This is a genomic window from Citrobacter sp. Cc139 (genome assembly GCF_030334645.1).
In the GTDB taxonomy this organism is placed as follows: Bacteria; Pseudomonadota; Gammaproteobacteria; order Enterobacterales; family Enterobacteriaceae; genus Citrobacter; species Citrobacter werkmanii.
On record NZ_JAOWDM010000058.1, the window covers coordinates 50527 to 73596 of the forward strand.

A 23070-nucleotide genomic window follows, 5' to 3' on the forward strand; every position below is an offset into this window, starting at 1 on the left:
AGGGAGCATATAGATGAGCATGTCCGACGATAGCCAGAACGCATCAACTGCCGGTAAGTGTCCTTTCCATCAGGGCGGGCCGGATCACAGCGCGGGAGCAGGAAGAAATAACCGCGACTGGTGGCCTAATCAACTCCGCGTTGATCTTTTGAACCAACATTCCAATCGTTCGAACCCGCTGGGTGAGGACTTCGACTACCGCAAAGAATTTAGCAAACTTGACTACTCTGCCCTGAAAGGGGATCTCAGAGCCCTTCTGTCCGAATCTCAACCGTGGTGGCCCGCTGACTGGGGCTCTTATGCCGGTTTATTTATCCGTATGGCATGGCACGGCGCAGGGACCTATCGTTCCATCGATGGACGCGGTGGCGCGGGTCGCGGGCAGCAGCGTTTTGCACCACTGAATTCCTGGCCGGACAACGTCAGCCTGGATAAAGCGCGTCGTCTGCTGTGGCCAATCAAGCAGAAATATGGTCAGAAAATCTCCTGGGCCGACCTGTTTATTCTCGCCGGTAACGTGGCGCTGGAAAACTCAGGCTTCCGTACCTTCGGTTTTGGCGCGGGTCGTGAAGACGTCTGGGAACCGGATCTCGACGTAAACTGGGGTGATGAGAAAGCCTGGCTGACTCACCGTCACCCGGAAGCGCTGGCGAAAACCCCGCTGGGCGCAACCGAGATGGGTCTTATCTATGTTAACCCGGAAGGGCCGGATCACAGCGGCGAACCGCTTTCTGCGGCCGCGGCGATTCGCGCGACCTTCGGTAACATGGGAATGAACGACGAAGAAACCGTGGCGCTGATTGGCGGCGGTCATACGTTAGGTAAAACTCATGGCGCAGCACCTGCCTCCCACGTTGGGGCCGATCCTGAATCTGCGCCGATTGAAGCGCAAGGCTTAGGCTGGGCCAGCAGCTACGGTAGCGGCGCGGGTGCAGACGCGATTACTTCCGGCCTGGAAGTGGTCTGGACGCAAACGCCGACCCAGTGGAGCAACTATTTCTTCGAGAACCTGTTCAAATATGAGTGGGTGCAGACTCGCAGCCCGGCGGGCGCTATCCAGTTCGAAGCGGTGGATGCGCCAGAGATTATCCCCGATCCGTTTGATCCTGAGAAAAAACGCAAGCCGACGATGCTGGTCACCGACCTGACGCTGCGTTTCGATCCTGAGTTCGAAAAGATCTCTCGTCGTTTCCTTAACGATCCGCAGGCGTTCAACGAAGCCTTTGCCCGTGCGTGGTTTAAACTGACGCACCGCGATATGGGGCCGAAAGCGCGTTACATCGGACCGGAAGTGCCAAAAGAAGATCTGATTTGGCAAGATCCGCTGCCGCATGCGTTCTTCAACCCAAGCGAAGAAGATATCCTTAACCTGAAGGCGACCATTGCGGCTTCCGGCCTGTCCGTAGGCGAGCTGGTTTCGGTGGCATGGGCTTCTGCATCAACCTTCCGCGGTGGGGATAAACGTGGCGGCGCGAATGGCGCTCGTCTGGCGCTCGACCCGCAGCGTGGTTGGGATGTGAATGCTACCGCAGCACGCGTACTGCCCGTGTTAGAGGGTATCTATAAATCAGCCCATACCGCGTCGTTGGCCGATATTATCGTGCTGGCTGGCGTCGTAGGCGTGGAGCAGGCCGCAAGCGCTGCGGGTGTCAGCATCAATGTTCCTTTTGCGCCGGGCCGCGTGGATGCGCGTCAGGATCAAACGGATATTGAGATGTTTGAACTGCTCAAGCCAATTGCGGACGGCTTCCGTAACTATCGTTCTCGCCCTGACGTATCAACCACTGAGTCACTGCTGATCGATAAAGCACAGCAGCTGACGCTGACCGCACCGGAAATGACCGTGCTGGTGGGTGGTATGCGCGTACTGGGCACCAACTTCGATGGTAGTCAGCACGGCGTCTTTACCGATCGTCCTGGCGTACTCAGCACTGACTTCTTCGTCAATTTGCTGGATATGCGTTACGAATGGAAAGCGGTTGATGAGTCACAAGAGCTGTTTGAAGGCCGTGACCGTCTGAGTGGCGAAGTAAAATACACCGCAACTCGCGCCGATCTGGTGTTTGGTTCTAACTCTGTACTGCGTGCAGTGGCTGAAGTTTATGCCTGCAGCGATGCGCACGAGAAGTTCGTGAAGGACTTTGTGGCGGCATGGGTGAAAGTGATGAACCTGGATCGTTTCGATCTGCTGTAAACAAAAACGCCGGATGGCGCTTGCGCGTATCCGGCATGGTATGAATAAAAAATCCCCGCGATTGCGGGGTTTTTTATTGGCAGGTTATTCCCACTCTTGCAGATAACGCTGCCCATACTGGTCAGCGACCAGCAGCGCGGCATACACCTGGTCCGGGGTTGCGCCGCCAGGCATGTTGTGGATGGTTTCGCCTTCAGCACAGGCAGCTTCTGCCACAATGCGCATTTTCGCCGGAATATCCTGTTTGATGTCCAGTTGCGCCAGAGTAATCGGTAGTCCAACGGAATGACACAGCGCCGCCACGGTTTCGATCTCATCGACCGGCGCGTTTTCCAGCACCAATTGCGTCAGCGTACCAAACGCCACTTTCTCGCCGTGGTAGTAATGATGCGCATCCGGGATCGCCGTCAGGCCGTTATGAATGGCGTGAGCCGCTGCCAGACCACCGCTTTCAAAACCGACGCCGCTCAGATAGGTATTGGCCTCAATAACGCGCTCCAGCGCAGGCGTAACCACGTGCTGCTCGGCTGCCAGCATCGCTTTTTCACCTTCTTCTATTAACGTATTAAAGCACAGCTCAGCCAGAGCCAGCGCCGCCTGCGTGCACTGACCGCCCGCCATGGTGGTTGCGCCGCTGCGTGAACAGGCGCGTGCTTCGAACCATGTCGCCAGCGCATCGCCGATGCCTGCGGCTAACAGACGCGCTGGTGCGCCCGCGACTATTTTAGTATCCACAATGACCCTGTCCGGGTTGTTCGGCAGTAGCAGATAGCGATCGAATTCACCCGCATCGGTGTAAATGACGGACAGCGCGCTGCACGGTGCATCGGTAGAGGCGATGGTTGGCGCAATGGCGACAGGCACGCCCATAAAGTGCGCCAGCGCTTTGGCGGTATCCAGCGTTTTCCCACCGCCAATACCAAGTACTGCGCCACACTGCGCTTTTTCCGCCACGCCGCGCAAACGGTCGATTTCGTTTTGCGAACATTCGCCGCCAAAAGGCGCGATCTCCAGCGCCAGTCCGGCATCCTGGAAGCTTTTTTCCAGTGCGGACTGTGCGAAGCCTAAGACAAACTTGTCCCCAACAACCAGCCAGCGTGCTGCCAGTGGTTTGAGGTAGCTGCCAAGACGGGTAATAACATCGGCACCCTGGATGTACTTACCAGGTGATTGAATAATGCGATCCATACTTTATTTCCCTCACAGGTTGATGTGACCAAATGCGTTGTTCCAGTCCTGCTCAAACTTCTCTATTGCTGACTCTACCGCAGGGGTATTGAGCATTTGTTGCGCTACGTCTAAGGGCAGGGTAATTGCTTCACATCCTGCCAGTAAGCAATCGAGCGCCTGACGCGGGGTTTTAAAGCTGGCCGCCAGTACCATGCTGTTTGGCGCATGTAGCTCCAGTAGCGTTTGCAGTTCCTGTACCGTGCGGATCCCGTCGCCGCCCTGAGCGTCAATGCGGTTAACGTATGGCGCGATATATTTTGCGCCAGCCAGCGCGGCCAGTAGACCTTGCGAAGCACTGTACACGGCGGTTCCCAGGGTGGTGATACCCTCTTTTTTCAGTAACCTGATGGCGGCCAGACCTTCAGCAGTGACGGGGATTTTCACTACGATACCCGGTACGGCATTGCTCAGACGTTTGGCTTCTTCCACCATCCCCTGCGCGTCGCGGCTCATGGTTTGGGCAAAAAGAATGCCCTCTTCGCCAATGGCGTTTTGCAGGCGCGGCAGCACATCCCAGATGGATTCTTTGCTTGCCGCCACAATGCTTGGGTTAGTGGTGACCCCCGCGATAGGGAAGATACGGGCCAGACGTTCGACTTCCGCGACGTTGGCGGTATCAAGGTAAAGTTCCATACAAAACATCCTCTTAATTTTGCGTGAGCAGCCCGTTGCCGGAATGCGTTGTTGTGCACAGGATAAGAGTGTTTCGCCGCATCGCGCTATCTGACAAATCTGTCAAAAGCTGGATAAATGTAATGTATCGACAAAAGTGAGACTTACTTCACATGTCAGTTGCAGGCGGGTTTTATTAAGGTGATGTGGGTTATGAGTTCATTTCTTATATTACAAAAATCCAGTTAATGTTATTTTTGTCTTCTTTATTGCTGATGGATCGCTTTTTCCGTCAACTGGCTGTGATATTGCCGACGATATTCTGAGGGGGAACGTTCGGTATTCTTGCGAAACAGGCGGCAGAAGTAGTTGCTGTCAACAAACCCACAGGTGTGCGCCACGTCTTTGATCTTCAGCTCGTAACCCTTCAGTAGCGTCTTCGCGTGTTCAAGTCGCGTGTGGTTCAGGTATTCGTTAAAACCGATTGCGCCCGTTTTTTGAAACAGGTGGGAGAGGTAATTGGGCGAGATGTAGAACGCTTGCGCCACCGATTCCCGGGTCAGGGGTGAAGCGTAGCGTTCGTCAATATAGTCGCGAATGGCTTCGAACAGCGCCTGACTGCGCGACGCGGTCTGTATTTGGCTGCCGAGCAGATCGCGACAGTGGCTCAGCAAGCTCGCGACGATTAGCCTGGCCGTTTGCTGCTCCTGCGGCTGCATCTGTATTTCATTAAGCGTTTGCAGCAGGAAAGAGCCAATACGCGGTCCACGCCGTGCGACATGCTGCCTGGCGAGGTTTTGATATTGCTTGCCGTCCCACTGAACGACGTTGAAACCCAACTGCTGCTTGCTGAACAGAATGCTGAGCGTGGTGACCGGTGTGAGCCATTGCGGAAAGTTCCAGCCGCCAGCCGGAACGAACAGGACATCGCCAGGTAGTAACGTCGCGGCTGCGCCGGCAATACCCTGATCGGTGAACTCACCTTCCAGCACAATCTCCAGCCGGGGAAAATCAACCTGATATGCCAGTTCCGGCATTGAGCTACAGGTGCTGGCAAAGTAAATCTGGCGCAGCGGTGTGGGGCCGTTAATCAGGCGGGCGAGAAGGTGGCTGATGTCGTGATACATGTTAATCCCTTGCAGGCAGCAGACAGGGAGAACAGTAACCGCCATCATAAAAAAAGGCCACTCTTAAAGAGTGGCCTGTGTAGGATTATTGATTACCGATTTGATCGCCGTAAGGCAAGGTATCGTAATCAATCAGGGCATTCTTCTTGTATGGATTGCCAATCCAGCGAGTCGTCTCTTTAAACTGTGGGCTGGTAATGGAACGCGTTGGATCGAAGCCATCGTAAGTGAAGCCCGCTAAATCAGACCAGGTATGGATTAGCTCTGAGCTGCTGTATTTACGATTCACATCCTGTGAGAAGTCCCGAGGGTGCGCGGCCTGCCATTTTTCCGAGGTCCACAATAAGAACGGCACCGTATACATATGGCGTGTCGGATTGTCTTCATTACGGCCCTGCGTTTTATGCGGCGGCGTGTCGTACACCTCTTCACCGTGATCGGAGAAGTACAACAGGAAACCGTTCGGATCGGTCGCTTTGTAGTCTTTGATCAGGCTGGCAATGATGTGGTCATTGTAGACATTCGCGCTGTCGTAATCGTTGTAGGCTTCCAGCTCATCATTGCCCAGGCCAGGGGGAACATTGTCGATATTGTTGTCGAACTTGCCCTGACCATCCGGATAACGGAATTTATACTTAATATGGGTACCCAGCAGGTGAACGATGATGAATTTTCTCGGCGCCGGGTCGGCCAGGACTTCTTTAAATGGCGCCAGCACATTGCTGTCATACTCGCGTGCGCTTTGCGTACGCTGCTGGTTCATATAGAACTGCTTATCTGTCTGCTTAGAGAACACCGTCAGCATGGTGTTGCGGGCAGTCATTGTCTGCTGATTGGTGATCCAGAAGGTTTTATAACCCGCCTGTTTCATCATGTTCATCAGGGATGGCTGGGTCAGATACAGATCCGGGTTCTTCTCGTTGGCAAAGGTCAGCGCCTGCTGCAGGATTTCAATGGTATACGGACGTGAGGTCACGACATTATTGAAAACGGTGAAGTTAGGATCGGTTTTATGCAGCGCATCCAGTTCCGGTGTGGTTTCACGCGGATAACCATACAGGCTCATACGACCACGCTGCGTTGACTCACCAATCACCAGCACTAATGTGCGTGGCGCGTCACCGGAATGGTCTTTAAAGTTGGCCAGCGGAGGCAGGGCATTGTTTTCATTCAGCAGGCTATTCAGTGCGGTTAACTGCTGGCGATACTGATAATACCCGGAGATAAATTGCCACGGCGCGGCGGGCTCCATACGCGAAGCGAGACCATCCAACGTTTTTTCAAACGGTTTATGTTTGATGAACGTGTTAACCGCCATTGGGTGCAGAATCAAGCTATATAACAGCGCAAACGACACCAGATAGCGCCAGGGCGATGGAATATGAACAGGGCGCAGACGCGTCCACAGCAGAATCGCCATTGCCGTATACGCCAGCGCGATTAACACAATCTTCAGACTGAAATATTGGCTCAGATATTCGCTGGCTTCGTTCGCATTGGTTTCGAACATTACGTACAGAACGCTTTGCGAGAACTCTTGCCCGTAGATGACGTAATAGCTCAGAGCGGCCAACGAGGCAGCCCATAGCATGACACCAATAACGGCAGCAATAATACGGATACGGTTTGGAAATAAAAATACCGGAATCAACCACAGCGAACTGAATAGCAAGGAGTCGCGTAAACCGGTAGATCCGCTGTAGCCGCTAAAGTAGATAACGGCCTGCAGTAATGAGGAAAAAAACCAAAAATAGAGGAGCGCCCAACCCAGGGCTTTCCAGCTAAATGCAGGTTTAGACTGGGGTTGTAAGGATTGCATAGTGTGAGCCTGTCTTTAATCGTGTCGCCAAGAGTAGCGGGTAAATATTAAGAGGAACTGAAGCGTCGCGATGTTAAAAAACGCGTTTTGTTGATGATCCATTCATTAAATGAATAAATTCAGGCGGGAATATATTGAAAATGAAGCCGTTATAACAGCGATTTTTGATGTCGCCTTCGCGCAATAGCACGAAGGCGACGGGAGGGGGACGTTAGCCTGTATTGCGCATACCGGCAGCAACACCTGCGATGGTTACCATCAGCGCTTGTTCAACGCGTGGATCTGGCGCATTGCCTTGCTCTTCCGCCAGGCGCGAGCGGTGTAACAGCTCTGCCTGTAAAACGTTCAGCGGATCGGTATAAACATTCCTTAACTGGATGGACTCGGCAATCCACGGCAGGTCGGCCATCAAATGTGAGTCATTGGCAATCGCCAGCACGACGTCGATATCTGCTTCCAGGCGCTGACGCAGTTCTTCGCCGAGCGGCCACAACTCTTTTTTGACCAGACGTTGATCGTAGTATTCAGCCAGCCACAGGTCTGCTTTAGCGAAAACCATTTCCAGCATGCCAAGGCGTGTGGAGAAGAATGGCCAGTCGCGGCACATTGCTTCGAGTTCGCTTTGCTTACCGTCTTCCACCACTTTTTGCAGCGCGGTGCCTGCCCCCAGCCATGCCGGGAGCATCAGGCGGTTCTGCGTCCAGGCAAAGATCCATGGAATGGCGCGCAGAGACTCTACCCCACCAGTCGGGCGGCGTTTTGCCGGACGTGAGCCGAGCGGCAATTTACCCAGTTCCTGCTCTGGGGTTGCGGAGCGGAAGTAAGGGACGAAGTCTTTGTTTTCACGTACATATCCACGGTAGAGCTCACACGAGATATCAGAAAGCTCATCCATGATATGGCACCAGTTATCCTTCGGCTCTGGCGGCGGTAACAGGTTGGCCTCGAGGATGGCTGCGGTATATAGCGACAGGCTGCTGATGGTCACTTCCGGCAGGCCATACTTAAAGCGGATCATCTCACCTTGTTCCGTCACGCGCAGGCCACCTTTCAGGCTGCCAGGCGGTTGAGAAAGCAGTGCGGCATGCGCAGGCGCGCCGCCGCGGCCAATGGAACCACCGCGGCCATGGAACAGCGTCAGCTCGATTCCGGCTTTTTCACACGTTTTGATCAGCGCGTCCTGAGCCTGATATTGCGCCCAGGAAGCCGCCATCACCCCCGCGTCTTTTGCGGAGTCAGAGTAGCCAATCATGACCATCTGTTTGCCCTGAATAAAGCCGCGGTACCAGTCAATATTCAAGAGCTTGGACATGACGTCATCAGCATTGTTGAGGTCGTCCAGTGTTTCAAACAGCGGCGCCACCGGCATAGCAAAACCGATCCCGGCTTCTTTCAGCAGCAGATGTACGGCCAATACATCGGACGGCGTTTTCGCCATCGAGATAACATAGGCAGCAATGGAGCCATACGGAGCTTCGGCAATGACGCGGCAGGTGTCGAGCACTTCGCGGGTGTCATTGCTTGGTTCCCAGTTACGTGGCAGAAGCGGACGCTTGGAGTTCAGTTCGCGGATCAAGAAAGCCTGTTTATCCGCTTCTGACCAGTTTTCGTAGTCGCCAATGCCCAGATACCGGGTCAGTTCGCCCAGCGCTTCAGTGTGGCGGGTGCTTTCCTGACGAATATCAATACGTACCAGCGGCACGCCGAAACATTTCACGCGGCGCAAGGTGTCGAGCAGTTCGCCATTGGCGATGATGCCCATGCCACAGGCTTGCAGAGACTGGTAACACGCGTACAGCGGATCCCAGAGCTGTTCGTTTTGGGTGAGAAGGCCGGCAGGTTTCGGTAATTTCTCGCCTTTCAGGCGGGCTTCCAGCCAGGCTTGAGTTGCCATCAGACGTGAACGCAGGGTTTTCATCAGATAACGGTATGGTTCTGCTGCGCCTTCTTCGCCGACCAGCGCCAGCAGTTCCGGCGTGGCATCTACCATCGACAGTTCAGAGATCAGAAACTGAATGTCTTTCAGGAACAGGTCGGTGGCTTTCCAACGGCTGAGCAATAGCACGTGACGGGTGATATCCGCCGTCACGTTCGGGTTGCCGTCACGGTCGCCGCCCATCCAGGAGGTAAAGCGAACCGGAACAAAATCAACGGGCAGCTTATAACCCAGATTCTCTTCTAACTGTTCGTTCAGTTCGCGCAGATAGTTCGGCACGCCTTCCCACAGGCTGTTTTCGACCACGGCGAAGCCCCATTTGGCTTCATCAACCGGGCTTGGGCGTATCTTGCGGATCTCATCCGTATGCCAGGACTGGGCAATCAACTGGCGCAGACGGCGCATCAGTTGATGGCGTTCATAATCGACGAGATCTTTGTTATCAAGCTGTTTGAGACAGGCGTTTACTTCACCCATTTTATGGATCAACGTACGACGGGTGATTTCTGTCGGGTGGGCAGTCAGAACCAGCTCCAGGGAGAGTGACTCCACCGCTTTTTTGATGGTGGCTTCATCGAGATTGGGCTGGTCTTTCAATTTACGCAGAGTGCGAGCAATCACTTCCGGGTTGCTGGCTGCTTCGCCTTTGGGCGAAATGCTGTGGTATTGCTCGGCGGTGTTGGCCAGGTTCAGGAACTGGCTAAACGCACGGGCAACCGGCAGCAGTTCGTCGTTAGACAGGTTTTGCAGCGTCGTAAGTAGCTCCTGGCGATTGACTTCATTGCCAGCGCGGGATGATTTGGACAGCTTACGGATTGTTTCTACGCGATCAAGAATGTGCTCTCCCAGCGCATCCTTAATGGTCTCTCCCAGCACTTTGCCGAGCATACTGACATTACTACGCAACGCGGAATATTGTTCGTTCATATTTACCCAGACACCCCATCTCTTTTGTAAATGTCCTGTATCTTTCGCGCCGCCGTCAACACTGCTGCAACGTGAAATTTTTCGGACTTAATTTTTTTGCCGTCTTTTATAAAGCCACGTAAAACTCGTGACGTCAATTGCTGCGAAATCGGTTCAGCAAACGAAAAAATGGCGGAAATTTACGTTATTTAATTCACATCGAATCAAATAAGCTGTGCTTATGAAAATGTTAATAAATGACCTTGCTCACCGCTGAAGGATGAGCAAGGTTATAAACGATTAATGCCAGCAGAAATGATGCACAACCTGGGTGATCAATTCGCGAGTTGGCTTAATGAAGCGTGTTTCCAGGTATTCATCTGGCTGATGTGCCTGATTAATGGAGCCTGGGCCCAACACCAGCGTCGGGCAAAGCGTCTGGATAAACGGCGCTTCAGTGCAGTAGTTCACCACTTCCGTTTGCGCTCCCAGCAGTTTTTCGACGACTTCAACCAACTGATGGTCTGGCGGACACTCATAGCCAGGAATAGGCGGATGCAGTTCCGACACCGTCAGGCGACCCGGCCAACGCTCGCTGACAGGGGCCAGCGCATCGTTAAGTAAGCCATTAAGATCGTTGAGCGTCATGCCGGGCAGCGGGCGAATATCCATATGCAGCTCGCAGCAGGCGCAGATTCGGTTGGCGGCGTCGCCACCGTGGATATGACCCAAATTTAACGTCGGGTACGGAACGGTAAAAGCGTCATGGTGATAGCGTTCTTTCAGGTCATCGCGCAGAGTCATGATATGGCCGATAGCATCATGCATGAGTTCAATCGCATTGACGCCACGCGCTGGATCGCTTGAGTGACCCGACTGCCCCAAAATGCGAATTGCATTAGAGATATGCCCTTTGTGCGCACGCACCGGCTGCAGGGAGGTGGGTTCGCCAATGATCGCGCAGTCCGGGCGCAGAGCGGTGGTTTCAGAAAAGTAGCGCGCCCCCGCCATGCTGGTCTCTTCGTCGGCAGTGGCCAAAATGTAGAGGGGCTTTTTCAGCTTCGCTACGTCGACGGCGCGCAGCGCGTCGAGGATAAACGCGAAGAAGCCTTTCATATCTGCCGTACCCAGGCCGTAGAGCTTATTGTCATGCTCTGTCAGGGTGAACGGATCGCGCGTCCAGCGTCCGTCGTCAAACGGCACGGTATCGGTATGACCCGCTAACAACAGACCGCCAGCCCCTTGTCCAATGCTCGCCAGCATATTGAATTTATTGCGCGTATCGGGGACCGGCTGAACCTCTACATTGAAGCCTAAATCTTTGAACCAGCCCGCCAGCAGAGTGATTAAACCTGCATTGCTTTGATCCAGTGCTTCTTCGGTGGCGCTAATCGATGGCGTGGCAATCAGAGCGCGGTAAATCTCGATAAATGGCGGTAAATTGTTTTTCATTGTTGACACACCTCGGGTCATGATAGTATCAATATTCATGCAGTATTTGTGAATAAAAATACATTAACGTTGAGCGTAATAAAACCCACCAAGTGTAAGGTGAGGTGATAAAGGCTTATACCTGGCAACAGAATCTAAGAAGGTGAGCTGCCCCGATGTTGAATACGCTGATTGTGGGCGCCAGCGGCTATGCCGGCGCAGAGCTTGTGACCTATGTAAATCGCCATCCTGATATGAACATAACCGCTTTGACCGTCTCAGCGCAAAGCAATGATGCAGGAAAACTCATCTCCGATTTGCATCCGCAGTTGAAAGGCATTGTCGATTTACCGTTGCAGCCAATGTCGGATATCAGCGAGTTTAGCGCAGGGGTGGACATTGTGTTCCTCGCCACAGCGCATGAGGTCAGTCATGACCTGGCCCCGCAGTTTCTGCAGGCCGGATGTGTGGTGTTTGATCTTTCAGGCGCGTTTCGTGTTAACGATAGCGCGTTCTATGAAAAATATTATGGCTTTACCCATCAGCACCCCGAACTGCTGAAGCAGGCGGTGTACGGTCTGGCGGAGTGGAGCGCTGAGCAACTGAAAGAAGCGAATCTGGTTGCCGTACCGGGTTGTTATCCGACAGCGGCGCAGTTGTCGCTGAAACCACTGATTGACGGCGGACTGCTGGATCTCAGCCAGTGGCCGGTGATTAATGCGACCAGCGGCGTCAGCGGGGCAGGCCGTAAAGCGGCTATCTCGAACAGCTTTTGCGAAGTGAGCCTGCAGCCCTATGGCGTGTTTACCCATCGTCATCAGCCGGAAATCGCAACTCACCTCGGCGCGGAAGTGATTTTCACTCCGCATCTGGGGAACTTCCCGCGCGGAATTCTGGAAACGATCACCTGCCGTCTGAAAGCGGGCGTAACCCATGCGCAGGTGGCCCAGACACTGCAACAAGCCTATGGCGATAAACCACTGGTACGTCTGTACGACAAAGGCGTTCCGGCTCTGAAGAATGTGGTGGGCTTACCGTTTTGTGACATCGGGTTTGCCGTGCAGGGAGAGCATCTGATCGTGGTGGCGACCGAAGATAACTTATTAAAAGGCGCGGCGGCACAGGCGATGCAGTGCGCAAATATCCGTTTCGGCTTTGCTGAAACGCAGTCTCTTATTTAAGGGTGCAACAATGAATCCATTAATTATCAAGCTGGGCGGCGTTTTACTGGATAGCGAAGAGGCGCTGGAGCGACTGTTTACCGCACTGGTGAATTATCGTGAGTCGCATCAGCGTCCGCTGATTATTGTGCACGGCGGCGGCTGCGTGGTTGATGAGCTAATGAAGCAGTTGAATCTGCCGGTCAAAAAGAAAAACGGCCTGCGCGTCACTCCTGCCGATCAGATAGACATTATCACTGGCGCCCTGGCGGGTACGGCGAATAAAACCTTACTGGCCTGGGCGAAAAAACATCAAATCGCCTCTGTGGGCCTGTATCTTGGCGATGGCGACAGCGTAAAAGTGACGCCGCTCGATAAAGAGCTGGGTCATGTTGGACTCGCGCAACCGGGTTCGCCTAAGCTAATTAACACGCTGCTGGCAAGCGGTTTTCTGCCGGTAGTCAGCTCCATTGGCGTCACTGAAGATGGACTGCTGATGAACGTTAACGCCGATCAGGCGGCAACAGCGCTGGCGGCAACGTTGGGTGCGGATCTGATCCTGCTCTCAGACGTGAGCGGTATTCTGGATGGTAAAGGTCAGCGTATTGCCGAAATGACCGCCGCGAAAGCGGAGCAGTTGATCGACCAGGGAATTATTACCGATGGCATGATCGTGAAGGTCAATGCGGCGCTGGATGCCGCGCGCACGCTGGGCCGCCCGGTGGATATCGCCTCCTGGCGTCATGCAGAGCAACTCCCGGCGTTGTTTAACGGCACGCCGATCGGTACCCGTATTCTGGCTTAAGTATTTGTATGCCCGATGGCGGCTACGCCTTATCGGGCCTACGTGAACAGAACCTGCAGGCCGGATAAGCGTAGCGCCATCCGGCATTGAAATTAAAAGAATTTAAGGAAGCATGTTATGGCACTTTGGGGTGGGCGTTTTACACAGGCAGCAGATCAGCGGTTCAAACAGTTCAACGACTCGTTGCGTTTTGACTACCGCCTGGCAGAACAGGATATTGTCGGCTCTGTGGCCTGGTCCAAAGCGTTGGTAACGGTCGGCGTACTGACTGCCGATGAACAGCTACAACTGGAAGAGGCGCTGAACACGCTGCTGGAAGAGGTTCGTGCCAACCCGCAACAGATCCTGCAAAGCGATGCCGAAGATATTCACAGTTGGGTGGAAGGTAAGCTGATTGATAAAGTCGGCCAGCTTGGTAAAAAACTGCATACCGGGCGTAGCCGTAATGATCAGGTCGCGACCGACCTTAAACTGTGGTGTAAAGACACGGTTATTGAATTACTCTCTGCCAACCGTCAGTTGCAAAGTGCGCTGGTGGTGACGGCGGAGAATAACCAGGACGCCGTTATGCCGGGTTACACCCACCTGCAACGTGCGCAGCCGGTGACGTTTGCTCACTGGTGCCTGGCCTATGTCGAAATGCTGGCGCGTGATGAGAGCCGTCTGCAGGATGCGCTTAAGCGTCTGGACGTCAGTCCTCTGGGCTGCGGCGCGCTGGCGGGTACGGCATATGAAATCGATCGCGAACAACTGGCCGGCTGGCTGGGCTTTGCTTCGGCAACGCGCAACAGTCTGGACAGCGTTTCCGATCGTGACCACGTGCTGGAGTTACTCTCCGACGCTTCTATCGGCATGGTGCACCTGTCGCGTTTTGCTGAAGACCTGATTTTCTTTAATACCGGTGAAGCAGGCTTTGTCGAGCTGTCCGATCGAGTGACCTCTGGTTCATCCCTGATGCCGCAGAAGAAAAACCCGGATGCGCTGGAATTAATCCGTGGTAAATGCGGTCGCGTGCAGGGTGCGTTGACCGGGATGATGATGACCTTAAAAGGTCTACCGCTGGCGTATAACAAAGATATGCAGGAAGACAAAGAAGGGCTGTTCGATGCGCTCGACACCTGGCTGGATTGTCTGCATATGGCCGCGCTGGTGCTGGATGGCATTCAGGTGAAACGTCCGCGTTGTCAGGAAGCGGCGCAGCAGGGTTATGCCAACGCTACTGAGCTGGCGGATTATCTGGTAGCGAAAGGCGTGCCGTTCCGCGAAGCGCACCACATTGTGGGTGAAACGGTGGTTGAGGCGATTCGCCAGGGCAAACCGCTGGAAGCGTTGTCGCTGACCGACTTACAGAAGTTCAGTCCGGTTATTGGCGATGACGTTTATCCGATCCTTTCTCTACAATCGTGTCTGGACAAACGTGCGGCGAAAGGCGGCGTGTCGCCACAGCAGGTCGCACAGGCGATTGATTACGCGAAGGCGCGTCTGGCGTAACTTTTGTCTTTGTAGGCCTGATAAGCATAGCGCCATCAGGCAAACAGTGATCAGAGCCTGGCATCTTGCCGGGCTTTTTTATGCAAAAAAAATGCGGACGCAAGGTCCGCAAAAGTTCACGTTGGCTTTAGTTATTTCGAGTATGAGAGAAACTCTCTAAACGGACAGTAGCTTCAAGGGTTAAAGGGGTACCGTTCCGTTTCTGTGGTGCATTATTAAACAGAAAGCTTGATAGGGATAATCGTTCGTTGCTATGCTACCTATCGCTACGAACTATCGTGGCGATGGAGGATGAATAATGAATATTCGTGATCTTGAATACCTGGTGGCGCTTGCCGAACATCGTCACTTCCGACGGGCGGCAGACTCCTGCCACGTGAGCCAGCCAACGCTGAGCGGGCAGATCCGTAAGCTGGAAGATGAGCTGGGCGTCATGTTGCTGGAGCGTACGAGTCGCAAGGTGCTGTTCACTCAGGCAGGTCTGCTGCTGGTGGATCAGGCGCGCACCGTGCTGCGCGAGGTCAAAGTGCTCAAGGAGATGGCAAGCCAACAAGGCGAGACGATGTCTGGCCCGCTGCATATTGGTTTGATCCCAACGGTGGGGCCATACCTGCTGCCGCATATTATTCCTATGTTGCACCAGACCTTCCCAAAACTGGAAATGTATCTGCATGAGGCGCAGACGCATCAGCTGTTGGCGCAACTGGATAGCGGTAAGCTCGACTGCGTGATTCTGGCGTTGGTGAAAGAGAGTGAGGCATTCATCGAAGTACCGTTATTTGATGAGCCTATGATGCTGGCGATCTATGAAGATCATCCATGGGCAAACCGTGACTGTGTACCGATGTCCGATCTGGCGGGTGAAAAACTGCTGATGCTGGAAGACGGCCACTGCCTGCGCGATCAGGCCATGGGCTTCTGCTTTGAAGCAGGTGCTGATGAAGATACCCATTTCCGGGCAACCAGTCTGGAAACGCTGCGCAATATGGTGGCGGCAGGTAGCGGTATTACGTTACTGCCTGCGCTGGCTGTTCCGTCGGAGCGCAAGCGTGATGGTGTTGTCTATCTGCCATGCATTAAGCCAGAACCGCGCCGCACGATTGGCCTGGTGTATCGTCCAGGTTCGCCGCTGCGCAGCCGTTATGAACAGCTGGCAGAGGCCATCCGTGGATCAATGGATGGCCATTTCGACAGTGCGTTAAAACAGGCGGTTTAAGCCATTTAGCGCCGCTACCCGATAGGCTTCCGCCATGGTTGGGTAGTTAAAGGTGGTGTTAACGAAGTACTCGATGGTGTTACCACCACCTTTTTGCTCCATTATCGCCTGACCGATGTGAATAATTTCGGCCGCGCGTTCCCCAAAGCAGTGGATCCCCAGAATCTCTTTGGTTTCGCGATGGAACAGAATCTTCAACGTGCCGACACTCATGCCCACGATTTGCGCACGTGCCAGATGTTTAAACTGGGCGCGGCCAACTTCGTATGGGACTTTCATCGCCGTAAGCTGCTGCTCGGTTTTACCAACGGAGCTGATTTCAGGAATGGTATAAATCCCGGTTGGGATATCTTCGATCAGATGCGCGGTGGCTTCGCCTTTCACCAGTGCCTGGGCGGCAATACGTCCCTGATCGTAGGCCGCCGATGCCAGACTCGGATAGCCGATCACATCCCCTACGGCATACACGTGCGGCAGTGCCGTCTGGTACATGCTATTTACTTTGAGCTGCCCACGGCTGTCGGTTTTCAGACCAATATTTTCCAGCGCCAGCGAATCGGTATTACCGGTGCGGCCATTGGCGTACAGCAGACAGTCAGCCTTCAGTTTTTTACCGGATTTCAGGTGCATGATGACGCCGTCATCGCAACCTTCAATCTTCTCGTACTCTTCGTTGTGGCGAATAACCACACCGCTGTTCCAGAAGTGGTAAGAGAGCGAGTCGGACATCTCTTGATCAAGGAACGCCAGCAGACGATCGCGGGTGTTGATTAAATCAACTTTGACGTCCATTCCACGAAAGATCGACGCATATTCACAGCCAATAACCCCTGCGCCATAAATCAGAACGTGGCGAGGTTCGTGGTGCAGACTCAGGATGGAGTCGCTGTCATAAATCCGGGGATGCGAAAAGTCGACGTCAACAGGGCGATAAGGGCGTGAACCGCAGGCGATCACGAACTTATCCGCGGTCAGCGTTTCCACCGTGCCGTCGTGGCATTCCAGGGCAATAGTGTGTTCGTCAACAAAACGGGCATTTCCCTGCAAAATCTCGCAGTGATTACGCTCGTAAAAACCTTGCCGCATGCGCGTTTGCTGATTAATCACGTTATCAGCATGGTTGAGAATATCGGCGAAGGAAGAACGGAGAAGTCGGGAATGGTCGCTGTAAAGTGGGTTCTGATTGAATTCAATAATACGGCTGACGGCGTGGCGGAGTGCTTTCGACGGGATGGTGCCCCAGTGGGTACAGCCTCCGCCGACGTTATGATAGCGCTCAATCACCGCGACGCGCGCTCCCTGTTTAACCAGACCCATTGCAGCGCCTTCGCCGCCGGGACCGGAACCTATTACTATTGCATCGTAATCGTAGGAATGTGACATGGTCAGGCTTACCTGTTCTTATACATAAAAGCAACAGAATAGTAACATCGTTGTCGGGATAACCCAATTATCGTTGTGCTTTTTTGCGAAGTCGAAGCACAAACTGCGCGTAAACAATCATTAACAAAGCCATGCCAACCGCCTAATCTCTGGTATAGTGCCAGCAAGGTATGTGGAAGGATTCAGACATCGTGATGGGCGTTAGAGCGCAACAAAAAGAGAAAACCCGGCGTTCGCTGGTAGAGGCTGCATTTAGTCAACTCAGTGCTGAGCGTAGTTTTGCCAGTCTCAGTTTACGAGAAGTTGCTCGTGAAGCGGGCATTGCGCCAACCTCGTTTTATCGCCATTTCCGCGATGTGGATGAGCTCGGGCTGACGATGGTGGACGAAAGTGGTCTGATGCTGCGTCAGTTGATGCGTCAGGCGCGTCAGCGTATCGCCAAAGGCGGGAGTGTGATCCGTACCTCGGTCTCAACATTTATGGAATTCATCGGCAACAATCCCAACGCCTTCCGTTTATTATTGCGCGAGCGTTCGGGAACCTCCGCAGCGTTTCGTGCAGCGGTCGCACGTGAAATTCAGCACTTCATTGCGGAACTTGCGGACTATCTGGAACTCGAAAACCATATGCCCCGTGCGTTTACTGAAGCGCAGGCCGAAGCCATGGTAACGATTGTGTTCAGCGCCGGGGCAGAAGCACTGGATGTTGGCGCTGAACAGCGTCGACAGCTGGAAGAGCGGCTGGTATTGCAACTACGCATGATTGCGAAAGGCGCATTTTATTGGTACCGCCGTGAACAAGAGAAGATGACGCACCACTCCGAGTAACGAGAAGGACGAGCAATGAAACAGTCAGGTCAAGATAAAGGTACGCTGCTGCTGGCGCTGGTTGCTGGCTTATCGATCAATGGCACATTTGCGGCGCTGTTTAGCTCCATTGTGCCATTCTCAGTATTCCCGATTATTTCGCTGGTGCTGACGGTTTATTGTCTGCATCAACGCTATCAGAACCGCACCATGCCTGTGGGGCTACCAGGCCTGGCCGCCGCCTGTTTTATTCTCGGTGTTCTGTTGTACAGCACCGTGGTACGCGCTGAATATCCGGATATTGGTTCTAACTTCTTCCCGGCGGTACTGTCGGTGATTCTGGTGTTCTGGATCGGCGTTAAAGTGCGTAACCGTAAGCAGGAAATTGCGGAATAATATTTGTAGGCCGGGCAAGCCCGGCCAGGACATCACTTACTTCGCGGTCAGTAACACGCCACACTCCATATGGTGCGTATACGGGAACTGATCGAACAGAGCCAGACGTGAAACATTGTGCGTCTGGCTTAACGTTTCCAGATTCTTACACAGCGTTTCCGGGTTGCAGGAGATGTACAGAATCCGCGGATACGCCTGTACCATTTTCTCCGTTTCGCTGTCCAGACCGCTACGCGGCGGGTCAACGAAAATGGTTTCACACTGGTAGCTCTTCAGATCGATCCCCTGCAAACGGTTGAACTCGCGAACCCCATTCATCGCCTGAGTAAACTCTTCTGCGGCCATGCGGATAATTTGTACGTTATCAATATGGTTAGCCGCAATGTTGTACTGGGCAGCCGCCACGGATGGTTTGGCGATTTCAGTCGCCAGCACGCGGTTGAAATTTTGCGCCAGCGCTAATGAGAAGTTGCCATTACCGCAGTACAGCTCAAGCAGGTCGCCCTGGGAATCTTTGGTGACATCAATCGCCCATTCCAGCATCTGAATATTCATCGCGGCATTGGGCTGGGTGAAGCTGTTCTCAACCTGGCGGTAGATGATCTCTTTACCTGCGACCGGCAAACGTTCGTCAATATAGTCCTGATCCAGCTCGATTTTGGTTTTGGTGGCCCGGCCAATCAGATGCACGTTCAGGTTTTGCGCACGCAGCGCGTCCCGTAGCGCTTCGGCTTCCTGACGCCATTCGTCATCCAGCTTTTTATGGTACAGCATCGAGACGACCGCTTGATCGCTCAGGGTGGTGAGGTAATCAATCTGGAACAGTTTGTGGCGCAGGACACGGTTGTTGCGTACCCCTTCAATCATTACCGTCATCAGCGTGTTGATAAGCTCGCTGGCTGCCGGGAAGCTGTCGACGCGAATACGGCTTTTCGTCTGTTGATCGAACATGATGTGGTACAGGTCATCACCGTCATGCCACAGCCGGAATTCGGCACGCATACGGTAGTGACTGACCGGTGAGCGAAACACTTCCGGAGCCTGTGCATAAAACGGTGTCATTAAGCTCTGCAGACGCACCACTTTTTCAGCTAACTGCGCGTCGTACTGTTCTGTCGGAAGATGTTCGGGGGTCATGATGCGTCCTGAAAAATAAAAGTACGCGGGGATTGTAGGGATTGCTCAACAGATGTCCAGTCATTGATGATTTCCGATATTGTGATACACAGTCTGGACAGTGGGTTGTAACAAACTGTAGCATCCGTTTTCCGGTCCTGTGAGTTAAAAGGGAATCCAGTGTGAATCTGGAGCTGACGCGCAGCGGTAAGGAAGGTAGGAGATGAGCGCACCTGGTGCAGACACTGCGGCTTGCCGTGGGAAGTCATCGTCTCTTTAAGTCGCCTCCAAGCCCGAAGACCTGCCGGCTAACGTCGCATCTGGTTTTCATCATCGCGTACTATCGGTGGGACCTGCGGCATCCTTCTTATATTGTGGATGCTTTACAATGATTAAAAAATCGTTGCTGTGGACGGCGCTTTCCGTCACGGCATTTTCTGGTTGGGCACAGGATGCTAGCCCAGATACTCTCGTCGTCACTGCCAACCGTTTTCAGCAGCCTCGTAGTGCAGTACTTGCTCCTATCACCGTTGTTACGCGTCAGGATATCGATCGCTGGCAATCCACCTCCGTGAATGATGTGCTTCGTCGCTTGCCAGGCGTGGATATCGCCCAATACGGTGGTATGGGACAAAATTCGTCTATTTCTATTCGCGGCACCAACGCCAGCCATGTTCTGGTGCTGATTGACGGTGTGCGTCTGAACCTGGCAGGGGTTAGCGGCGCAGCCGATCTTAGCCAGTTCCCGGTATCGTTGGTACAACGTATTGAGTACATTCGTGGGCCGCGTTCGGCTATTTATGGTTCTGATGCGATCGGCGGCGTGGTGAATATCATTACGACGCGCGAAAAGCCGGGGACGGAACTGACCGCTGGCGTGGGAAGCAATGGCTACCAGAATTACGATGTCTCAACCCAACAACAGTTAGGTGAAAATACGCGTGTCACGTTGATGGGCGATTATGCCTATACCAAAGGCTTTGATGTCGTGGCTTACGGTAGTACTGGCTCTCAGGCTCAACCCGACAAAGACGGCTTCTTAAGTAAGACGCTATATGGCGCGCTGGAACACAACTTCTCTGACACCTGGAGCGGGTTTGTTCGCGGCTACGGTTATGATAACCGCACGAATTACGATTCGTACTATTCTCCGAACTCACCACTGGTCGATACCCGAAAACTCTATAGCCAAAGCTGGGATGCCGGACTGCGCTTCAATGGTGAAATTATCCAGTCACAGCTGGTTTCCAGCTATAGCCACAGTAAAGACTACAACTATGATCCGGATTATGGCCGCTATGACTCCTCGGCCACGCTGGATGAGATGAAGCAATATAATGTTCAGTGGTCGAACAGTATGGTGGTTGGCCACGGTAATGTGGGCGCGGGCGTAGACTGGCAAAAGCAAACTACGGAGCCTGGCACCGCGTATGTCACGGACGGTTACGACCAGCGTAACACTGGCCTCTATCTCACCGGGTTGCAGCAACTGGGTGACTTTACCTTTGAAGGTGCGGCGCGCAGTGATGATAACTCCGAGTTTGGTCGCCATGGTACATGGCAAACCAGCGCCGGGTGGGAGTTTATTGAAGGTTATCGCTTTATTGCCTCCTACGGTACTTCCTACAAAGCACCAAATCTCGGGCAGTTGCATGGCTATTACGGCAATTCGAATCTGGATCCTGAAGAGAGTAAGCAGTGGGAAGGGGCGTTTGAAGGGCTGACGGCGGATGTGAACTGGCGTTTGTCAGGATATCGCAACGATATCGATAACATGATCGATTACGACCCACATACCGAGAAATACTTTAACGAAGGCAAAGTACGTATTAAAGGTGTCGAAGCGACAGCAAACTTTGATACCGGGCCGCTGGCGCACACCCTGAGCTACGATTACGTTGATGTACGAAATGCGATTACCAATAAACCACTGGCGCGTCGTTCTAAACAGCAGGTGAAGTACCAGCTTGACTGGCAGGTTTACGATTTTGACTGGGGCCTGACCTATCATTATCTGGGAACGCGTTATGACACGGACTTCGTCACCAATCAGCCGGTAAAAATGGGGGGAGTGAGCCTGTGGGATCTGACAGTGGCATATCCAATCACCTCACAGCTGACTGTTCGTGGTAAAATCGCCAACCTGTTCGATAAAGATTACGAGACAGTTTATGGCTACGCAACTGCAGGGCGGGAATACACCTTGTCTGGCAGCTACACCTTCTGATCCACGTCCCACCGTGCTGGTGTTTGATTCCGGCGTCGGTGGGTTGTCGGTCTACAATGAGATCCGCAGTCTCCTGCCGGATCTCCACTATATATACGCTTTTGATAACGTCGCCTTTCCTTATGGTGAGAAGAGCGAGGAATTTATCGTCGAGCGTGTTGTTGAGATTGTGACTGCGGTCCAGCAGCGCTATCCACTCTCTCTTGCGGTCATCGCGTGTAATACCGCAAGCACTGTGTCGCTTCCTGCATTACGTGCGAAATTTGCCTTCCCGGTTGTAGGCGTCGTTCCTGCTATTAAACCGGCGGCGCGACTCACGGCGAATGGCGTTGTGGGACTGCTGGCTACACGTGCAACGGTGAAGCGGTCGTATACCCATGAGTTGATTGCGCGGTTTGCTAACGAATGTCAGATTGCGATGTTGGGGTCTGCCGAGCTGGTAGAACTGGCGGAAGCGAAGCTGCACGGCGAAACGGTCTCTCTGGAGGAGTTGCGCCGCATTCTACGTCCGTGGCTGCGGATGTCGGAACCACCCGACACGGTGGTGCTGGGTTGTACCCATTTCCCTCTATTACAGGAAGAACTTTTACAGGTCCTGCCCGAGGGGACGCGACTGGTGGATTCGGGGGCCGCGATTGCGCGTCGCACGGCCTGGTTATTAGAACATGAAGCGCCCGACGCGAAATCAACCGATGAGAATGTCGCATTCTGTATGGCGATGACGACAGAAGCCGAACAATTATTGCCCGTGCTGCAACGTTATGGCTTCAAAACGCTCGAAAAACTGGCGGTTTAATCGGTTTTGATGAAAAAATGCGCACTCGGGAGATTATTTTGAATTTCCCCTTGTCAGCCTGAAATAACTCCCTATAATGCGCCTCCACTGACACGGAACAACGGATTACACGCCGCCGGGTCAGCGGAGAAAAGCGTAAATAAACGCTTGACTCTGAAGCGGGGTAGCGTAATATGCACACCCCGCGCCGCTGAGAAAAAGCGAAGCGGCACTGCTCTTTAACAATTTATCAGACAATCTGTGTGGGCACTCGAGGATACGGATTCTTAACGTCGCAAGACGAAAAATGAATACCAAGTCTCTGAGTGAACACGTAATTCATTACGAAGTTTAATTCACGAGCATCAAACTTAAATTGAAGAGTTTGATCATGGCTCAGATTGAACGCTGGCGGCAGGCCTAACACATGCAAGTCGAAC

The 23070-nt window shown here is 53.4% G+C and carries 17 protein-coding genes, 1 rRNA gene and 1 riboswitch; of the genes, 10 read left to right on the forward strand and 8 right to left on the reverse strand.

All coding sequences use genetic code 11. The annotated features are described in order from the left end of the window. The first annotated feature begins 13 nt into the window (after positions 1-13). Positions 14-2194 carry a catalase/peroxidase HPI gene (gene katG, locus OGV69_RS02570; RefSeq protein ID WP_069324853.1) on the forward strand — a complete coding sequence of 727 codons (2181 nt, stop codon included), beginning with the start codon at positions 14-16 and terminating at the stop codon, positions 2192-2194. Between the two features lie 84 nt (positions 2195-2278). Here katG and gldA read toward each other — a convergent pair whose 3' ends face one another. The 6 genes from gldA to argE form a co-directional block, all read right to left on the reverse strand. Further along, entirely contained in the window at positions 2279-3382 is a 1104-nt protein-coding gene (gene gldA, locus OGV69_RS02575) for a bifunctional L-1,2-propanediol dehydrogenase/glycerol dehydrogenase (RefSeq protein ID WP_038636055.1), read from the reverse strand. Positions 3383-3394: 12 nt separating this feature from the next. Further along, positions 3395-4057, reverse strand: coding sequence for a fructose-6-phosphate aldolase (gene fsa, locus OGV69_RS02580; protein WP_038636057.1), 663 nt, complete (start codon positions 4055-4057; stop codon positions 3395-3397). 245 nt (positions 4058-4302) lie between these two features. Then, entirely contained in the window at positions 4303-5163 is an 861-nt protein-coding gene (locus OGV69_RS02585; protein ID WP_069324852.1) for an AraC family transcriptional regulator, read from the reverse strand. A gap of 85 nt (positions 5164-5248) precedes the next feature. Then, positions 5249-6982, reverse strand: coding sequence for a phosphoethanolamine transferase CptA (locus OGV69_RS02590; protein WP_069324851.1), 1734 nt, complete (start codon positions 6980-6982; stop codon positions 5249-5251). 211 nt (positions 6983-7193) lie between these two features. After that, on the reverse strand, positions 7194-9845 hold the full coding sequence (gene ppc, locus OGV69_RS02595; protein WP_069324850.1) for a phosphoenolpyruvate carboxylase: 2652 nt from the start codon (positions 9843-9845) through the stop codon (positions 7194-7196). 279 nt (positions 9846-10124) lie between these two features. After that, positions 10125-11276: an acetylornithine deacetylase gene (gene argE / locus OGV69_RS02600; protein ID WP_069324849.1), complete on the reverse strand. Its 1152-nt coding sequence runs from the start codon at positions 11274-11276 to the stop codon at positions 10125-10127. A gap of 155 nt (positions 11277-11431) precedes the next feature. On the opposite strand from argE, the gene argC reads away from it, so the two are divergent. The 4 genes from argC to oxyR all read left to right on the forward strand — a co-directional run bounded on the left by argC (position 11432) and on the right by oxyR (position 15927). After that, positions 11432-12436, forward strand: coding sequence for an N-acetyl-gamma-glutamyl-phosphate reductase (argC, locus tag OGV69_RS02605; RefSeq protein WP_038636069.1), 1005 nt, complete (start codon positions 11432-11434; stop codon positions 12434-12436). A 10-nt stretch (positions 12437-12446) separates the two neighbouring features. After that, the gene (argB, locus tag OGV69_RS02610) at positions 12447-13220 is read left to right on the forward strand and encodes an acetylglutamate kinase (protein WP_038636072.1); all 774 of its coding nucleotides are present in this window, start codon (positions 12447-12449) and stop codon (positions 13218-13220) included. A 117-nt stretch (positions 13221-13337) separates the two neighbouring features. Continuing rightward, a complete protein-coding gene (argH, locus tag OGV69_RS02615) occupies positions 13338-14711 on the forward strand; it encodes an argininosuccinate lyase (RefSeq protein ID WP_038636075.1) in 1374 nt (457 codons plus the stop codon). 298 nt (positions 14712-15009) lie between these two features. Next, a complete protein-coding gene (oxyR, locus tag OGV69_RS02620) occupies positions 15010-15927 on the forward strand; it encodes a DNA-binding transcriptional regulator OxyR (RefSeq protein WP_038636079.1) in 918 nt (305 codons plus the stop codon). Here the strand turns inward: oxyR and sthA are convergent. After that, positions 15910-17310 (reverse strand): Si-specific NAD(P)(+) transhydrogenase, encoded by a 1401-nt coding sequence (sthA, locus tag OGV69_RS02625; RefSeq protein ID WP_032940238.1) that lies wholly within the window; start codon positions 17308-17310, stop codon positions 15910-15912. The genes oxyR and sthA overlap by 18 nt on opposite strands. A 191-nt stretch (positions 17311-17501) precedes the next feature. Here sthA and fabR point away from each other — a divergent pair, with 191 nt between their 5' ends. Next, positions 17502-18137 carry an HTH-type transcriptional repressor FabR gene (gene fabR, locus OGV69_RS02630; protein WP_003028862.1) on the forward strand — a complete coding sequence of 212 codons (636 nt, stop codon included), beginning with the start codon at positions 17502-17504 and terminating at the stop codon, positions 18135-18137. A 15-nt stretch (positions 18138-18152) separates the two neighbouring features. Further along, positions 18153-18512, forward strand: a complete 360-nt coding sequence (locus OGV69_RS02635) for a YijD family membrane protein (RefSeq protein WP_038636082.1) — start codon at positions 18153-18155, stop codon at positions 18510-18512. Positions 18513-18548: 36 nt separating this feature from the next. Here the strand turns inward: OGV69_RS02635 and trmA are convergent, their stop codons facing one another. Further along, on the reverse strand, positions 18549-19649 hold the full coding sequence (trmA, locus tag OGV69_RS02640; protein ID WP_069324848.1) for a tRNA (uridine(54)-C5)-methyltransferase TrmA: 1101 nt from the start codon (positions 19647-19649) through the stop codon (positions 18549-18551). 115 nt (positions 19650-19764) lie between these two features. Further along, positions 19765-19951: riboswitch (cobalamin riboswitch) on the forward strand. A 65-nt stretch (positions 19952-20016) separates the two neighbouring features. Between trmA and btuB the strand changes: the two genes are divergently transcribed. From btuB to OGV69_RS02655, 3 genes are all read left to right on the forward strand, one after another. Next, positions 20017-21855, forward strand: coding sequence for a TonB-dependent vitamin B12 receptor BtuB (gene btuB, locus OGV69_RS02645; protein ID WP_286469060.1), 1839 nt, complete (start codon positions 20017-20019; stop codon positions 21853-21855). Next, entirely contained in the window at positions 21800-22651 is an 852-nt protein-coding gene (murI, locus tag OGV69_RS02650; protein ID WP_038636091.1) for a glutamate racemase, read from the forward strand. The genes btuB and murI overlap by 56 nt, the downstream gene beginning before the upstream one ends. Positions 22652-23003: 352 nt before the next feature. Continuing rightward, positions 23004-23070, forward strand: a 16S ribosomal RNA gene (locus OGV69_RS02655); the annotation flags it as partial.

Coding starts and splice junctions, on each gene's coding strand:
- katG (WP_069324853.1), top strand. CDS start 14: ATGAGCATGTCCGACGATAGCCAGAACGCATCAACTGCCGGTAAGTGT.
- gldA (WP_038636055.1), bottom strand. CDS start 3,382: ATGGATCGCATTATTCAATCACCTGGTAAGTACATCCAGGGTGCCGAT.
- fsa (WP_038636057.1), bottom strand. CDS start 4,057: ATGGAACTTTACCTTGATACCGCCAACGTCGCGGAAGTCGAACGTCTG.
- OGV69_RS02585 (WP_069324852.1), bottom strand. CDS start 5,163: ATGTATCACGACATCAGCCACCTTCTCGCCCGCCTGATTAACGGCCCC.
- OGV69_RS02590 (WP_069324851.1), bottom strand. CDS start 6,982: ATGCAATCCTTACAACCCCAGTCTAAACCTGCATTTAGCTGGAAAGCC.
- ppc (WP_069324850.1), bottom strand. CDS start 9,845: ATGAACGAACAATATTCCGCGTTGCGTAGTAATGTCAGTATGCTCGGC.
- argE (WP_069324849.1), bottom strand. CDS start 11,276: ATGAAAAACAATTTACCGCCATTTATCGAGATTTACCGCGCTCTGATT.
- argC (WP_038636069.1), top strand. CDS start 11,432: ATGTTGAATACGCTGATTGTGGGCGCCAGCGGCTATGCCGGCGCAGAG.
- argB (WP_038636072.1), top strand. CDS start 12,447: ATGAATCCATTAATTATCAAGCTGGGCGGCGTTTTACTGGATAGCGAA.
- argH (WP_038636075.1), top strand. CDS start 13,338: ATGGCACTTTGGGGTGGGCGTTTTACACAGGCAGCAGATCAGCGGTTC.
- oxyR (WP_038636079.1), top strand. CDS start 15,010: ATGAATATTCGTGATCTTGAATACCTGGTGGCGCTTGCCGAACATCGT.
- sthA (WP_032940238.1), bottom strand. CDS start 17,310: ATGTCACATTCCTACGATTACGATGCAATAGTAATAGGTTCCGGTCCC.
- OGV69_RS02635 (WP_038636082.1), top strand. CDS start 18,153: ATGAAACAGTCAGGTCAAGATAAAGGTACGCTGCTGCTGGCGCTGGTT.
- trmA (WP_069324848.1), bottom strand. CDS start 19,649: ATGACCCCCGAACATCTTCCGACAGAACAGTACGACGCGCAGTTAGCT.
- btuB (WP_286469060.1), top strand. CDS start 20,017: ATGATTAAAAAATCGTTGCTGTGGACGGCGCTTTCCGTCACGGCATTT.
- murI (WP_038636091.1), top strand. CDS start 21,800: ATGGCTACGCAACTGCAGGGCGGGAATACACCTTGTCTGGCAGCTACA.